We start from the raw sequence: 12,941 nt of genomic DNA, 5'->3' as shown, positions 1-12,941 counted from the left end.
GCAGCCACCGGTGAGGTGACTGCCCCTTTTGCAGGTGGCAGGCGAAAAAAGCCGTGCTTTACTTGTGCAGCACGCGGCGGATCGTCTCGGCCAGGTCCTCGGCCACGAACTTGGCCACGTAGGCGTCGGCGCCCACGCCCTTGACGTGATCCTCGTTGGTCTTGCCCGACAGGGAAGAGTGGATCACGACGGGAATCTTGGCGAAGCGCGGGTCCTGCTTGATCTTGCGGGTCAGGGTGAAGCCGTCCATCTCCGGCATTTCCAGGTCGGTCAGCATCAGCGCCACACGGTCTTCGATGGCGATGCCTTCGGCCTTGCAGCCTTCGGCGATGCTCTGCAGCTTGTCCCATGCTTCCTTGCCGGACTTGGTCATCACGAACGGCGCGTGCATGGCCTGCAGGCCCTGCTCGATCAGGTTGCGGGCCACGACGGAATCGTCCGCCGCCAGGATGAAGCTGCCCTGCTTGAGCGTCAGTTTCGGGCCGATCGATTCCGGATCGACGTCCTTGCCTTCGGTCGGCACCATGCGGCGCAGGATGGTTTCCACGTCCAGCACCTGGGCCAGGCGCGTGCCGCTAGTGTCGCCGTCCAGGCGCGCGATCGACGTCACCATGCCGGTGGCATTGCTGCCTTCGGCCGTCAGCACCTGGCTCCAGTCCAGGCGAACGATCTCGTCCACCGATTCCACGGCAAAGGCCTGGGTGGTGCGGGCAAATTCCGTCACCAGCATGATGTTCAGGCCCGTCTTCGGCTTGACGCCGACGATGGCCGGCAGATCCATCACGGGAATGATCTGGCCACGCAGGTTGACGACGCCCAGCATGTGCGGCTGCGAGCCGGCCACCGCCGTCACAGGCGGCATCGCCACGATTTCGCGGATCTTGAATACATTGATACCGTAGAGTTCCGAGTGCTCGCCATTGGCGTCGGCACCGAGGCGGAACAGCAGGAGTTCGAATTTATTCGTGTTGGTCAGGTTGGTGCGTTCGTCGATTTCCTGTTGTACGCTTTTCATTGCTATCCCCGGGTCTAAAAGCTCTTCCGCGCCATGCGAAATATTGGGGCCAGTATAGGCGAGATTTTTCGCGGGACGCGCGTAACTGAACTTAATAGCAAGAGCGATAGTGACGGAAAACAACACCGATAACAAACTGGAATGCCAAGGGTTTAACGGCAGTTTATCGGGGGAATATAAGGAGGAATCAACGACCCAATTGAAAAGGCTCTGTCACCCGGTCGCAGTGAATTGTTCAGCAGGCATTTTTCTCGTACTCAGCTGCTTGCCGGGAACAATGCAGCCCGTAAAAACTGCTGCGGCGTGCTCAGGTGACGACAGTCGAGTCCGTGTATCCAGCCCAGATAGTGGGGCAGGTAGCGGCTGGCCACGCCGTGGAAGCGGATCAGCCAGGTCTTGAACACGGCGTGGTAGTGGTTCACGTTCTGGACATGGATTTCCCCCAGCACCCGCTCGCCCTGGCGCAAATTGACGGCCCGGTGTGCGATGCCGTGATCTTTCGCAAAATCCCGATAGGCTGTCGCCGCATCGGTAGCCAGCAGCACGGCCTTGTCCAGCACGGGTAACAAATGCTGCTGCAACTGCGCCGCCGTGACGGGCCCGCGCCCCGGCACAAAATCGCAAACGCGCCCCTGCCGGTCGCGCGCCACCAGAATGCAGTCCAGTTCGCCGCCGATGCCCCGTTTTTCCGCATGGCCGCCGCGCCGCCGGGCCGGGCGGGTCATGTGGCGCGAGCCCTTCTGCGATTCCGGCAAATAGGTTTCGTCGGCCTCGACGATGCCGCTCAAGGGCTTGGGCCGATCGTCCTTGGCCATGGCAAGAAAGCGGTGGCGCCAGCGAAAGCTCGTGTTGCGGTGAATGCCGGTTGTTTCCGCTGCCGCGCGTACCGTCATCGAACCCAACATGCACTGCAGGAACGGCAACCATTTCTCGCGCAGGCGGATAAACGCCAGCGGCGTATCGGTCAGTGCATTGAAGGAGCGGCGGCACTGCCGGCATCGGTAGCGCTGCAGTCCGCGCAGGATGCCGTGGCGGTACAGCTTGTCGCCGTCGCAGTGCGGGCACCGGCGCAGGCGCGCGCCCCGTGCCTCGATGATGGCCAGGCAATCGGCCAGCGAGGCACATCCTTCGAACAGACGGCGCAAGCCCTCGCCCTGCTCCCCGGTCAGCCTGGTCAGCCAGGCCAGACATTGCATCCGTACGGCTTGGTACTCGTCGATTTCCATGCCCGCCTCCGTCTTGGCTGATGCCAACTTACGGTATGACAATGGTCGAGCCTACAAGTTCCTTGCGAGCGGGGCACAGCGCCATTGAAAAAGGACGCCGGAGCGTCCTTTTGAATTCTGGAGCGGGAGAAGAGTCTCGAACTCTCGACCTCAACCTTGGCAAGGTTGCGCTCTACCAACTGAGCTACTCCCGCAGAAGAGGCATGATTATGACAGAACGATTTCAAAAATGCCAGACCCCGGATGAGGAAGTTTCCCCGGCGGTGCCGGCCGCCCCCCTCCCCTATAATCATGCAACGCAAGCTTACAAGGATGACGAGGCAGGATGGATTCGATCGAAATCGTTTTGGCGATGCTGTTGGCCGTGGTGGCCAGCGCCTACCTGGTGCGGGTGCTGCCCGTGTCGATTCCACTGCCGCTGGTGCAGATCGGCCTGGGCGCGCTGATCGCCGCCTACACGGGCCACGGGGTGCGCATGGATCCGGCCCTGTTCTTCCTGCTTTTCCTGCCGCCGCTGCTGTTCCTGGACGGCTGGCGCATCCCGAAGAGCGGCCTGTTCCGCGACAAGGCCGTCATCCTCGAACTGGCACTGGGCCTGGTCATCTTCACGGTGGTGGGTGCGGGCTTCCTGATCCACTGGCTGATTCCTGCCATGCCGCTGCCGGTGGCTTTCGCGCTGGCCGCCATCATCTCGCCCACCGACCCCGTGGCCGTGTCGTCGATCGCGTCGCGCGTGCCCATCCCCACCCGCCTGATGCATATCCTGGAAGGCGAATCGCTGCTCAACGACGCCAGTGGGCTGGTGTGCTTCCGCTTCGCCGTGGCCGCCGCGCTGACGGGCGCCTTTTCCATCACCAGCGCCTCGCTGACCTTCGTCTGGCTGGCGGCCGGCGGCATCGGCACCGGCGTGCTGGCGACCCTGCTCGTCACGTCGGCCCAGCGCTGGCTGTCGCGCCGCTTCGGCGAGCCCGCCGGCTCGCCCATCCTCGTCAACCTGCTGCTGCCCTTCGGCGCCTACCTGGCGGCCGAGCACCTGCATGCCTCCGGTATCCTGGCCGCCGTGGCGGCGGGCGTGACGATGAGCTACGTCGAACTGTCCGGCCAGGCGATGGCCAATACCCGCATCCAGCGTTCGGCCGTGTGGGACACGGTGCAGTTCGCCCTGAACGGCGTCATGTTCGTGCTGCTGGGCGAACAGCTGCCGGACATCATGGAGGGCGCCCGCGTGTCGCTGGGCCAGAGCGGCCACCTCAACCCCTGGTGGCTGGTGCTGTATGCGTTCGCGATCTCGTTCGGCCTGATGGTGCTGCGCTTCGCCTGGGTCTGGACCACCCTGCGCATCACGCTGTACCGCAAGACCCGGCGCGGCGAAACGGCGCCCAAGCCACCCGTGCGGCTGCTGCTGGCGATGTCGCTGGCCGGCGTGCGCGGCGCCATTACCCTGGCCGGCGTGATGACGTTGCCGCTGACCTTGTCGAACGGCGCGCCGTTCCCGGCGCGCGACCTGACCATCTTTCTCGCCAGCGCTGTCATCCTGATCTCCCTGGTGGCCGCCAGCGTCGGCCTGCCACGCCTGCTGGGTGGCATGAGCTTCCCCGCCGAACCGGCCGAGCAGCAGGAAGAAGACCTGGCGCGGCGTGAAGCGGCCAGCGCGGCCATCGCCGCCGTCGAACAGGCGCAGGTCGCGCTGATGCAGAAGGACGACGAATGCGACATGTACCCGGAAGCGGCGGGGCGCGTGATCGCGCTGTACCAGCACCGCCTCGACACGACGGGGGTGGACAACGGTGACGACGCCCGGCGTTTCCGCAAGCTGGACGAAGCCGAACGGGCACTGCGCCTGGCCGCGCTGCAGGCCGAGCGCCGCACCGTCTTCCGCCTCGCGCGCAACGAACATATCTCCGACGAGATCTCGCGCAAGCTGGTGCGTGAAATCGACCTCGTCGAAGCACGCCACAAGGGCTGACGGTGGAAACCGACGCCCCGCTGCGCCGCCGCCTGCGCCTCGTCGTCACGTGTGCCTGGCTGCTGTTCTGGGGCCTGATGACGGCCACCGCCGTGCAGGACTACGTGCGCGACGGCGGCACCCGCCTGTGGCAACCGGTGCTGTGGGAAGGCTCGTCGCTGCTGGTGGCCACCTTGCTGCTGCTGTTGCAGCGCCGCGCCACGCGCCGTCACGACCACCTGGTCGCCACGCCGCGCCGCTGGTTCCTGCTGCAGCTGCCATGGCTGCTGGTGTTCTGGGTTGCCTTCGTGCCGTTGGCCTTCGGCATCCGCCACGGCGTCTACGCGCTGGTCGGCGAGCGCTACGAGCACGACGCATGGCTGCCCACCGTGTTCTACGAGGACGTCAAGATCTCCGTCTTCTTCGGCCTGTTCGCGCTGGTGACCTTCGGCCTGTTGTCATGGCAGGCGATGGTGGAGGAAAAACTCGCAGCGCAGCGCACCGCCGGCCTGCTGCGGGTGGCCCAGTTGCGCCAGCTGACGGCGCAGATGCAGCCGCATTTCCTGTTCAATGCGCTCAACACCGTGTCGGCGCTGATGCGCGAGGATGTCGACCGGGCCGACACGATGCTGGCGCGCCTGGCCGACGTGCTGCGCGCCACGCTGGAAACGGGCACGCGCCCGCAGGTGCCGCTGGCGGCGGAGCTGCGCCTGCTGCGCGGCTACGCGGAACTGATGGCCGAGCGCCACGCCGACCGCGTCACCCTGGCCTGGCAGGTCGACACCGGGGTGGAAGCGTGCGCCGTGCCGGTCATGTGCCTGCAGCCGCTGCTGGAAAACGTGTTCCATCACACGGTGGAGCGCCGGCGCGGCCACGTGCACATCGTGCTGTCCGCGCGGGGCGAGGCAGGCCGCCTCGTGCTTGCGGTCGAGGACGATGCCGGCCAGCTGCCCACCGGCAGCAGCACGGGCCAGGGCACCGGCACGGCGCTGCGCAACCTGCGCGAGCGCCTGCAGGCCCTGCACGGCGACGATGCCTCGCTGTCCCTGACGCAGCTGGCGCCGGCCGGCGTGCGCGCGCAGATCGTGCTGCCATGCGTATCCTGATCGTCGACGACGAGCGCCCCGCGCGCGACAAGCTGCGCCGCCTGCTGGAACAGCAGCCGGACGTCACGGCGCTGGCCGAGGCCCGCGACGGCTTCGAGGCCCTGGCGCTGGCCGGCACCTTCGCCCCCGACGCCATCTTCCTCGACATCCAGATGCCCGAGGCGAACGGCCTGGAAGTGGCGGCCTCGCTGCCGGCGCCCGCGCCGTTGATCGTCTTCGTCACCGCCCACGACGCCTACGCGCTGCGCGCCTTCGACGCCAGCGCCATCGACTACCTGCTCAAGCCCTTCGATGCAGCCCGCTTCGGCCGCAGCCTGGACCGGCTGCGCGAGCGCTTGCGCGCCAGGCCCGGCCAGGGCAGCGTCACGCCGACGGGCCTGCCGCCGCAGCAGTTGCTGGTAACGGAACGGGGTGTCACGCGCGTGGTGCCCGTGTCCGCCATCGGCTGGATCGAAACGGCCGACAACTACGTCGTGCTGCACACGGCGCAGGCAGCGCCGCTGCTGCGCCAGTCGCTGGCGGGCCTGCTGGCGGCGCTGGGGCCGGCCTTCCACCGCTGCCACCGCCGCGCCGCCGTGCAGCTGGCCTGCATCGACCGGATCGCCGTCACGGACAAGGGCGATGGCGAAGTGCTGCTGCGCGGCGGCGGCCGGGCACCGCTCAGCCGCCAGTACCGGGCGGCGCTGATGGACGCACTGCGGCAACTGGACGCGAGCTAGTTCCGTCCCGCCAGCCGCAGCGCCAGCCGGTCCGCCTGTACCACGGCTTCCTCGCCGAAGCAGTTGCAGGCCACTGCCACCGCGCGGTCGCGGTCCGGCAGGACCAGGGCGAACACATAATACGTGCCCCAGCTGCCCGAGTGGGCACTGACCCGGCCCAGGCCCGCTTCGTCCGTGACGGCCCAGCCCAGGCCGTACTGGCCGGCCGGCCCGTGCATGCGGCGAAAGGCATCCCTGTCCAGATAGTCCGACGCGCCGCGCAGACCCTGCAACTGCGCGCGCAGCAACTTGCCGTAGTCCGCCATCGACGCCATCATGCCGCCGGACGCCGCCAGCAGTTCCATGCCATGGCGCTCCTCGCCTTCGAACATGGTTGGCGTCCAGACGCCGTCGCGCAGCGTGTGACCCAGCAGTCCCGGCGCGCCCTCCTCCTCCGGGAATCCCAGCCTTGCCGCCATGCCCAGCGGCGCGAACACCTCCCGCTGCATCAGTTGCTCGAACGGTGCGCCGCCCGCCGTTTCCGCCGCCAGCCCGGCCAGCAGGTAGCCGATATTCGAGTAGACGTAGCGCGTACCCGGCGCGTGGAGGGGGACCTTGTGCAGGAAATGCCGGGCCAGCGTGACGCGGTCCGCCGCCACGTCGCCGGTGACCAGCGGGCGCAGGACGGCGCTGTCCTCGCCTTCGATATCGCGCTGCACGCCACCCCGGTGGCGCAGCAGCTGCTCCACAGTGACGCCGCGCAGTGCCGGCTGCATGCCGTCGCGCCAGGCCGGGAACAGCTCGGCCATCGTGCTGTCCCAGCGCAGCCTGCGCTGAGCCACCAGGCGCGCGACCAGCATGCCGGTGGCGGCCTTGGTCTGCGAGCCCATCTGGAAACGGTCGTTCAGCGTGATGGACGCGGCCGTGGCCGTGGCCATGCTGCGCTGGCCGCTGACGACTGTCGTGACGGCGTCCCCCTCGACCGTGACGACGGACAGTGCCGGCACGCCCATCGCGGCCCGTGCGCCGTCCGCCTCCGCCTGCAGGGCCGCGATGGCGGGAGCGCCATCGCCGCCACCGCATGCGCACAGCAGCAGTGCCATGCCCAGCGCCGTCAATCTTTTCAGAACCATTGTCGACTCCTTTTTCACGTTCGCCATCGCACCATGCGGCGGCTGGTCGCAGTCTGGGGCGCGGCACCGCGACGTGGCAGTGCCGAAAGTCATGCCGGCCGCGCGAATCCGGCATGGTGGCGTGCGGCGAGGGTACAATCCCCTGCCCGGCGCCGCCGCCCCTCCACGAAAATCCGCCATGTCCCCTGCCATCGACCCCGCCGAAGTGGCGTTCACCGCCATCCGCGCCCAGGGCCCGGGCGGCCAGAACGTCAACAAGGTGTCCTGTGCCGTGCATGCCCGCTTCGACGTCAACGCGTCGTCGTTGCCACAGGCGGTCAAGGAACGCCTGCTGGCCCTGCGCGACAGCCGGATCACGGCCGACGGCGTCGTGATCCTGAAGGCGCAGGCCTCGCGCAGCCTGGAACAGAACAAGGAAGACGCGCTGCGCCGCTTGCAGGCGCTGGTCGACCTGGCCGCCGACGTGCCGCTGGTACGACGCCCGACCCGGCCGACGCGTGCCTCGCAGCGGCGGCGCCTGGATGCGAAGAGCCGAAGCGGCAGTGTCAAGGCGCTGCGCGGCAAGGTCAGCGAGTAATTGTCAAATCGAAACGAATGAGGTAAGATTTATAACGCACCGCTCTCGTGACAAGCCTGTCGCGATGGTCCAGCCCGAGCGTGCTTCCACCGCAGAGAGTCTTCCTTGATCGCCCCCACTCCAGTGATCGACAGCCAGCGCGCCGAATTCGCCGATGCCGCCGTCGAAACGCGTTTCAACCAGCATCACATCGTCCGGCGCGTGGCGCAGCTCAACGTCAGCCTGCTGTTCTGCGTGGCCTTCTACCTGGCCTTCGCGGCCACCGACCTGACCACCCTGGGCACCACCACCACGGCCTTCCTGCTGCTGACGGCGCGCGTGATGGTGGCCCTGCTGGCGGTGGCCGGCTGCATCGTGCTGCGCCAGCGGCGCGACTCGGTACCGACCGCCATCGCCGTGGCCTGCACGGTGGAAGCGGTGGGGATGGCCGTCTTCATGGTGCTGTGCTGGTTCCAGCCCGATGCGACGGCGTGGAACGCGCTGTCGCTGGACCTGATGGTAGTGGCCATCTATATCAACGTGCCGAACCGGCTGGTGTACGCCACCCTGATCGCGCTGGCGTCGAGCGCGGCCTTCACGGCCATGGTGCTGGTGCAGCAGACCCTCGGCACGGACGACATGGTGGCCATGGTGCTGCTGCTGATGCTCGCCAATGCGCTGGGCTATATCGGCGCGCGCCGCTACCACCTGGCGCAGCGCGAAGCCTTCCGCTCGGCGCTGGCGCTGCAGCAGCTGGCCGACCGCGACCCGCTGACGGGCTGCTTCAACCGGCGCGTGCTGCAGAAGGGCGTACTGGAGGCGGAGATTACGCGGGCCAGGCGCTACGGCACCTCGCTCTCCGTCGTGCTGTGCGATATCGACCACTTCAAGCGCATCAACGACAGCCATGGCCACGGCGCCGGCGACCAGGTGTTGGCCGATTTTGCCGTGCTGCTGCTGGCCATGACGCGCGACGCCGTCGACAGCGTGATCCGCTACGGCGGCGAGGAGTTCCTGCTGATCCTGCCCGAAACGGAGCTGGACGGTGCCATCAAGCTGGCCGAGCGCATCCGCCTGGCCGCCGCCGATACGGGCACCCAGCTGGAGCGGGGGCGGCACGTCACCGTGACGGCCAGTTTCGGCGTCGCCACCATCGGCCCGGGCCAGATGCACTGGCAAGGCACTGCCGCCGACCTGATCGACGCGGCCGACACGCAGCTTTACCGTGCCAAGGAAGGCGGCCGCAACTGCGTACGCGGCATGCCGTTCCGGCCCTCGGCCGTGCAGGCGCGCGCCTAGGGTCTTGGTCCGGGCCCACGCTGGCCCGCGCCGGCCTGCCCCGCCCTGCCCCCGCTCCGCCCCATCGCGCTGGCGGCGACCCGTGCCCCTGCCTACACTGGCGGAACACTTTGGCACGAGGACCCCACAATGACGAGTACCCCGCAACGCCTGTTCTTCCTGGATTGGCTGCGCATCGCCGCCTTCTTCCTGCTGGTGCTGTACCACATCGGCATGTACTACGTGTCGTGGGACTGGCATGTGAAAAGCCCCCATGCAGGCGACGCCATCACGCCGCTGATGTTCCTGTCGTCGCCGTGGCGCATGTCGCTGCTGTTCCTGATCGGCGGCGTCGCGGCCGGCTGCATGGTGCGCAGGCTGTCCCTCCCGCATTTCCTGCGCCAGCGCAGCTGGCGCCTTCTGCTGCCGCTGGTCTTCGGCATGCTCGTCATCGTGCCGCCGCAGCCCTACTTCGAGGTGATCGAGAAGGTCGGCTATGCGGGCAGCTATATCGACTTCATGCGCCTGTACGTGAGCGGCTACGGCGGCTTCTGCCGCGAAGACTGCCTGATCCTGCCGACCTGGAACCACCTGTGGTTCCTGGCCTACCTGTGGAGCTACTCCGTGGTGTTGTGCGGGGCCGTGCTGGTCCTCGGGACCGCGCGCATCGCCCGGCTGGGCGCGCGCTGCGCGGCCTTGCTGACGGGCTGGCGCGCGATCCTGCTGCCGGTGACCTACCTGGTGCTGGCGCGGCTGCTGGTCAGGCCGTACTTCGACGAGACGCACGCGCTGGTGGACGACTGGTACAACCATTCGGTCTACCTGCCCATGTTTCTGCTGGGCGTTTTGCTGGCCGCGCAGCGCGGCTTCTGGCTGGAACTGGTGCGCCTGCGGTTCGCCACCCTGGGTGTGGCGCTGGCCTGCTGGGCCGTCTTCGTCTGCCTCGATTCGGTAGCGGGGGCATGGTACCAAGTGCCCGCCTTCCGCTTCGTTTTCGCGGCGGTGCGGGGACTGCTGCAATGGTGCGCCATCCTGGCCGCGTGCGGCTTCGGCCAGCGCCACCTGGATTTCGACAGCGCCAAGCGCCGCTACCTGACCCAGGCCGTGTTCCCCGTCTATATACTGCACCAGAGCCTGATCGTCCTGCTGGCGATGGCGACGAAACCGCTGCATTTGCGGCCCGTCACGGAAGGCATGGTGCTGATCGTGCTGACCGTCACGCTCAGCTTCGGCATCTTCGAGGCGGTACGGCGCGTGGCCTTGCTGCGGCCCCTGTTCGGCATCGGCGCCGACCAGCGCCGCGCGCCGCCCGGCGTCATGCAGCAGCGGCCGGCACCGGCCGTGGCACGGGCCGGCTGATTTACAGCCGAACGGAAAGGCCGACCGTGAAGGCGACGTCCGGCGTACGGCTGTTCAGGCCCCGCGACAGCATGGCGTCGACCTGGCAGTTGCGGTTCACCAGCCAGGAAGCGCCGACATCGAAGCTGGCGGCACTGCCGCCGTCCTTGCCGCGCGCGATGCGGGGTGCGGCAAGTTCGACGAAGGTGCGCAGCCGCTCGGTCCAGTTCTTGCCCACGACGACGGCGAACAGGCCCGTGACGACATGGCCACCGTCGGCCGCGCGTTCGCGAACGATGCCGGGCATCAGGCCCACGCCTACGTCGCCGGGCAGCTCCCATTCGGCCGCCACGCGCAAGGACGGGCGCACGCCGTCGCCCCGGAAGGCGGTGGAGCCGGAATCGACATCGGCATGCAGCAGCACGCCCACGGCCGGCAGTGCGCCGTTTTCGTCCAGTGCATGCCATTTCAGGCCGACGGCCGTGTCGGCGGCCCCGCGCAGGCGTTCATGCGCTTCGCCGCCATCGTCGCGGCGATCGACCCGGTAGCGCAGGCGCCCGTCCGTCTCGACGCGCAGCTCCAACGTATCGCTCACGCCGAAGCGCAGCAGGGTCGGCGTGCTGGTGGTGCGTTCACGGGTGCCGGCGACGCGGTTGCGTTCGACGGCGACGCTCGTTTCCAGCTGCAGCCGGCCCTTGCCGACGACGGCGCTCGATTCGACGAAGTCGGGACGGTCGGTGACGATGGGTTCTTCATCGGCGGCGTGGGCGGCGGATGCGGCCAGCAAGACGCAAAGGTGGACGGCGGGCGGCAATGTGGGCATGGGATGCATTCGGCGGCGCGAACCCGCACGGCTGGGGTCAGGTGGCGAACGACCGGGCCGTCAGTTGAGCACTTTTCGGCTGCGCTTGGCCCGGTACATCTCCGCGTCGGCCATGGCGAACGCTTCCTCCAGGTCGAAGCCGGCCTTGCGCATGGCCATGCCGAGCGAAGCGCGCACGTCCGCACCCGCCAAGGTTTCCTGCACGCGCAGCAGCATGGCCTGGGCATCGAAATAATCGCACTCGACCATCAGCATGCCGAATTCGTCGTCGCCCAAACGCGCGACGACGTCCGAGCCGCGCGTGACCTGTTCCAGCGCACGCGCCGTGCGCATCAGCAGCGCATCGCCCGAGGCGTTGCCCTGGGTGTCGTTGATGAATTTGAGGTCGTCGACGTCGATCGACACGACGCAGGCCGAATGGCCGTAGCGGCTGCAGCGCTCTTCTTCCCGTGCCAGCAGCATTTCCCAGCCCCGCCGGTTATACAGGCCCGTAAGGCCGTCGCGCGTCAGGTCGACATCGGCCCGTTCGGCCTGTCGCAGCGCATCACCCGCGTTCAGTTCCCCGTTCAGCACGGCGCTCAGCAGGTCCGCCAGCAAGGTCACGGTATCGAGTTCCTCGCGGATGTCTGCCGGGCGCGGCTGTGGATCGAGGCCGACCAGGGTGCCGAACAGCGAGCCGTCGGTGCGGTGCAGCGGCACGCCGATATAGGCGCCCACGCCCAGCTCGCGCGCCAGCGGCGCGTCGGCGTAGGCCGGCACGTCGGCCAATGCGGGCGCGATATTCGGCCCATGGCCCAGCACCATGCGCGAACAGACCGTATCGGTCCAGCGGAAGGCCTGGCCCGGCTTGATGCCGTAGCCGGCGTCGTCGGCGAACAGGACGATCCAGTCCTCGCCTTCGGTGCGCGTCACCATCCACAGCTTGAAGCCCAGCCGGTGGCGCAGGTAGGACATGGTGGCCTGCGCCGCCGTCGCGAAATCGTTGATCATGCACGCCTCTCCCGTCAAGTGCGACATTGCGCTGCGATTATGCACCGATTATGCACCGATTCGCCTGGTCGATCACGGGATGAAAGCTAGCGTGTGCAGGGCCGGTCCCGGCAGCAGCGGTGTCGGCGTGCCGCGCAGCCAGTCGGCATGGCCGGCCAGGAAGTAAGGCGACAAGGGATGGCCGCTCTGCCCACCCGGCATGTTGAAGATGCCCTGCTCTTCCTTGCCCGGCGAGACGGCGAAGCGTTCCGACTGGCCGAAGGTGGGTCCGGACACGCGCGGCATGTGGGCGTCACCCGGCTGCGGATCGGCCGGGGCGCTGAGCCATTTGCGCAGCGCCGGCACGGCCTGGGCGATCGGGTGGGCGATGGCGACCGTGTTGCGCGCACCCCAGGTTGCGTCGCGCAGCGCCGTGCCGTCCGCTTCCAGGTCGGCCACGGTACGATCCAGCGCCGCCAGTTGCAGCGCGCGCCAGCTGTCGTACTGGTGCGGCAGCCAGCCGGGAGGCTGCTCGTCCAGCAGCCGCGCCACCACTTCCGGCCAGCGCCGCTCGGCCACGGCCGCGCCGGCACCGTTGCCGTAGGCCTGCAACTGCGCATTGGCACCGCCGTACAGCAGTTCGTACAGGGACCACATGAAGCCGCGTGCGATGCGGTAACCGGCCGAATCGGGGCTGGCCCGGCCGCTCCAGTTCTCGCGCAGCAGCCGCGCGGCCTCGGCGCGTTTCGGCTGGCCCGCCAGCGCCTGGGAATCGAGCAGCGCCAGCGCGCGCTCGCGCCAGCCGGCCAGGAACAGGGCGCGGTCGTCCAGCATGACGCCGTAGACGGCCCGTT

Annotated in this window: 12 protein-coding genes and 1 tRNA gene; 6 read left to right on the top strand and 7 right to left on the bottom strand. The window is 68.0% G+C overall.

Going from position 1 to position 12,941, the window contains the following annotated elements:
• Window positions 1-58: 58 nt before the first annotated feature.
• The 3 genes from GM672_RS16150 to GM672_RS16140 all read right to left on the bottom strand — a co-directional run bounded on the left by GM672_RS16150 (window position 59) and on the right by GM672_RS16140 (window position 2,435).
• Window positions 59-1,015 carry a chemotaxis protein gene (locus GM672_RS16150; RefSeq protein ID WP_155471564.1) on the bottom strand — a complete coding sequence of 319 codons (957 nt, stop codon included), beginning with the start codon at window positions 1,013-1,015 and terminating at the stop codon, window positions 59-61.
• A gap of 257 nt (window positions 1,016-1,272) precedes the next feature.
• Complete coding sequence (locus tag GM672_RS16145) at window positions 1,273-2,241, bottom strand: IS1595 family transposase (RefSeq protein ID WP_308807444.1); 969 nt, start codon at window positions 2,239-2,241, stop codon at window positions 1,273-1,275.
• Window positions 2,242-2,359: 118 nt separating this feature from the next.
• A tRNA-Gly gene (locus GM672_RS16140) sits at window positions 2,360-2,435 on the bottom strand.
• 131 nt (window positions 2,436-2,566) lie between these two features.
• Between GM672_RS16140 and GM672_RS16135 the strand changes: the two genes are divergently transcribed.
• From GM672_RS16135 to GM672_RS16125, 3 genes are read left to right on the top strand one after another with little or no spacing between them, the layout of a single operon-like run.
• On the top strand, window positions 2,567-4,207 hold the full coding sequence (locus tag GM672_RS16135; RefSeq protein ID WP_155471563.1) for a Na+/H+ antiporter: 1,641 nt from the start codon (window positions 2,567-2,569) through the stop codon (window positions 4,205-4,207).
• Between the two features lie 2 nt (window positions 4,208-4,209).
• The gene (locus tag GM672_RS16130) at window positions 4,210-5,292 is read left to right on the top strand and encodes a sensor histidine kinase (RefSeq protein WP_229427669.1); all 1,083 of its coding nucleotides are present in this window, start codon (window positions 4,210-4,212) and stop codon (window positions 5,290-5,292) included.
• Window positions 5,280-6,011 carry a LytR/AlgR family response regulator transcription factor gene (locus GM672_RS16125; protein WP_155471562.1) on the top strand — a complete coding sequence of 244 codons (732 nt, stop codon included), beginning with the start codon at window positions 5,280-5,282 and terminating at the stop codon, window positions 6,009-6,011. Before GM672_RS16130 ends, GM672_RS16125 begins: the two co-directional genes overlap by 13 nt.
• On the opposite strand, the gene GM672_RS16120 is transcribed toward GM672_RS16125, so the two are convergent.
• On the bottom strand, window positions 6,008-7,123 hold the full coding sequence (locus GM672_RS16120) for a serine hydrolase domain-containing protein (RefSeq protein ID WP_170300099.1): 1,116 nt from the start codon (window positions 7,121-7,123) through the stop codon (window positions 6,008-6,010). The two genes, GM672_RS16125 and GM672_RS16120, sit on opposite strands and share 4 nt — an antisense overlap.
• Before the next feature lie 178 nt (window positions 7,124-7,301).
• On the opposite strand from GM672_RS16120, the gene arfB reads away from it, so the two are divergent.
• The 3 genes from arfB (at window position 7,302) to GM672_RS16105 (ending at window position 10,316) form a co-directional block, all read left to right on the top strand.
• On the top strand, window positions 7,302-7,700 hold the full coding sequence (arfB, locus tag GM672_RS16115) for an alternative ribosome rescue aminoacyl-tRNA hydrolase ArfB (RefSeq protein ID WP_155471560.1): 399 nt from the start codon (window positions 7,302-7,304) through the stop codon (window positions 7,698-7,700).
• A 105-nt stretch (window positions 7,701-7,805) separates the two neighbouring features.
• On the top strand, window positions 7,806-8,978 hold the full coding sequence (locus GM672_RS16110; protein WP_155471559.1) for a GGDEF domain-containing protein: 1,173 nt from the start codon (window positions 7,806-7,808) through the stop codon (window positions 8,976-8,978).
• 129 nt (window positions 8,979-9,107) lie between these two features.
• Window positions 9,108-10,316: an acyltransferase family protein gene (locus GM672_RS16105; protein WP_155471558.1), complete on the top strand. Its 1,209-nt coding sequence runs from the start codon at window positions 9,108-9,110 to the stop codon at window positions 10,314-10,316.
• Between the two features lies 1 nt (window position 10,317).
• Here the strand turns inward: GM672_RS16105 and GM672_RS16100 are convergent, their stop codons facing one another.
• The 3 genes from GM672_RS16100 to GM672_RS16090 all read right to left on the bottom strand — a co-directional run.
• The gene (locus GM672_RS16100) at window positions 10,318-11,118 is read right to left on the bottom strand and encodes a transporter (RefSeq protein ID WP_155471557.1); all 801 of its coding nucleotides are present in this window, start codon (window positions 11,116-11,118) and stop codon (window positions 10,318-10,320) included.
• Between the two features lie 60 nt (window positions 11,119-11,178).
• Window positions 11,179-12,108, bottom strand: a complete 930-nt coding sequence (locus tag GM672_RS16095; protein ID WP_155471556.1) for a sensor domain-containing diguanylate cyclase — start codon at window positions 12,106-12,108, stop codon at window positions 11,179-11,181.
• Between the two features lie 72 nt (window positions 12,109-12,180).
• The coding region (locus GM672_RS16090) for a penicillin acylase family protein (RefSeq protein ID WP_211517375.1) at window positions 12,181-12,941 on the bottom strand (761 nt) is incomplete at its 5' end.

It is taken from the genome of Pseudoduganella buxea (assembly GCF_009720835.1).
In the GTDB taxonomy this organism is placed as follows: domain Bacteria; phylum Pseudomonadota; class Gammaproteobacteria; order Burkholderiales; family Burkholderiaceae_D; genus Rugamonas; species Rugamonas buxea.
The sequence above is the reverse complement of the archived record's forward strand: the minus strand, read 5'-3'. Positions and strand labels throughout refer to the sequence as shown.

Bases quoted from the DNA above. Each gene is read 5' to 3' on its own strand.
- GM672_RS16150 (WP_155471564.1), bottom strand. From the start codon at position 1,015: ATGAAAAGCGTACAACAGGAAATCGACGAACGCACCAACCTGACCAAC.
- GM672_RS16145 (WP_308807444.1), bottom strand. From the start codon at position 2,241: ATGGAAATCGACGAGTACCAAGCCGTACGGATGCAATGTCTGGCCTGG.
- GM672_RS16135 (WP_155471563.1), top strand. From the start codon at position 2,567: ATGGATTCGATCGAAATCGTTTTGGCGATGCTGTTGGCCGTGGTGGCC.
- GM672_RS16125 (WP_155471562.1), top strand. From the start codon at position 5,280: ATGCGTATCCTGATCGTCGACGACGAGCGCCCCGCGCGCGACAAGCTG.
- GM672_RS16120 (WP_170300099.1), bottom strand. From the start codon at position 7,123: ATGGTTCTGAAAAGATTGACGGCGCTGGGCATGGCACTGCTGCTGTGC.
- arfB (WP_155471560.1), top strand. From the start codon at position 7,302: ATGTCCCCTGCCATCGACCCCGCCGAAGTGGCGTTCACCGCCATCCGC.
- GM672_RS16105 (WP_155471558.1), top strand. From the start codon at position 9,108: ATGACGAGTACCCCGCAACGCCTGTTCTTCCTGGATTGGCTGCGCATC.
- GM672_RS16100 (WP_155471557.1), bottom strand. From the start codon at position 11,118: ATGCCCACATTGCCGCCCGCCGTCCACCTTTGCGTCTTGCTGGCCGCA.
- GM672_RS16095 (WP_155471556.1), bottom strand. From the start codon at position 12,108: ATGATCAACGATTTCGCGACGGCGGCGCAGGCCACCATGTCCTACCTG.